The 1500-nt window shown below is 63.3% G+C and carries 1 protein-coding gene; it reads right to left on the bottom strand.

The annotated features are described in order from the left end of the window. Positions 1-119: 119 nt before the first annotated feature. The coding region (gene cysG, locus FEM54_RS32435) for a siroheme synthase CysG (RefSeq protein ID WP_138454268.1) at positions 120-1500 on the bottom strand (1381 nt) is incomplete at its 5' end.

Below are 1500 nucleotides of genomic sequence, written 5' to 3'. Positions count from 1 at the left end.
CCTAAAACCAAACACCGCGTTTTGCCTGGCAGAACGCGGTGTTTTTATTGGGGCCGCTTCGCAGCCCAACGGGAGCAAGCTCCCTCGCCACATTAAGATCACTCACCACAGCGGCGATGTCAGACCTGGGATTGCGCGCCTTCAAACCACTTGAGTTTCTCGCGCAACACCACCACCTCACCGACGATCACCAGTGTCGGCGCATGCACTTCATGCTCCGCCACCATGCGCGGCAAATCCGCCAGGGTGCCGGTAAACACGCGCTGGTTGGACGTGGTGCCCTGCTGGATCAACGCCGCCGGGGTATCCGCCGCGCGCCCGTGCTTGATCAGTTGCTCACAGATGATCGGCAAGCCGATCAGGCCCATGTAGAACACCAACGTTTGCGACGGCCCCACCAGGTCATGCCAGGGCAGGTCCGAGGTCCCGTTCTTTAAATGCCCGGTGATAAAGCGCACCGACTGCGCATAGTCACGGTGCGTCAGCGGAATCCCCGCATACGCCGCGCAACCGCTGGCTGCCGTGATCCCCGGCACCACCTGGAACGGGATGCCATGGGCCGCCAGTTCTTCGATCTCTTCGCCGCCACGGCCGAAGATGAACGGATCGCCACCTTTGAGTCGCAGCACACGCTTGCCCTGCTTGGCCAGGTCCACCAGTTGCTGGTTGATCTGGTCCTGCGGCACGGCATGGTCGGCGCGACGCTTGCCGACGTAGATACGCTCGGCGTCACGTCGGCACAGCTCAAGAATCGCCGGCGCTACCAGGCGGTCATACAGCACCACGTCGGCTTGCTGCATCAGGCGCAAGGCGCGGAAGGTCAGCAGGTCCGGATCACCTGGGCCTGCACCGACCAAATAGACTTCACCCGGCGCGTACGGCGGCGCGCCGTTGACCTTTTCGATCAACAGACGCTCAGCTTCATCGCCCTGCCCGGCCAATTGACGGTCGGCGATCGGGCCTTGGAAAACCTCCTCCCAAAAGGCCCGACGCTGCTGCACATCCGGGTACAAACCTTTGACCTGGGCGCGAAAACGCGCCGCCAAACCGGCCAACTGGCCATAAGTCGACGGAATCCAGGTTTCCAGCTTGGCGCGGATCAAGCGCGCCAGCACCGGCGCATCGCCGCCGCTGGACACCGCAATCACCAAGGGTGAACGGTCGACAATCGCCGGGAAGATCACGCTGCACAGGGCTGGCGCGTCCACCACATTGACCGGTACGCACCGGCGCTTGGCATCGCTGGACACTTGCGCGTTCAGCGGCTCGTCGTCCGTGGCCGCGATAATCAGAACGCAGCCGTCAAGGTCGGCCTCCTGATAACCGCGCAGAATCAGGTCCCCGCCACTGCCCAGCACCAGTTCTCGCAACTGGTCTTCGATCTGGGGAGCAACCACCCGCAGCAACGCACCGGCGTCGGCCAGCAGCCGGGATTTGCGCAAGGCAATCTCCCCGCCACCGACGACCAACACACGACTGCCGCGCAGGTTATGAAACCGC

Source organism: Pseudomonas edaphica, assembly GCF_005863185.1.
GTDB classification, from domain to species: domain Bacteria; phylum Pseudomonadota; class Gammaproteobacteria; order Pseudomonadales; family Pseudomonadaceae; genus Aquipseudomonas; species Aquipseudomonas edaphica.
Note: the sequence above shows the minus strand (reverse complement) of the source record. Positions and strands in the feature narration are given on the sequence as shown.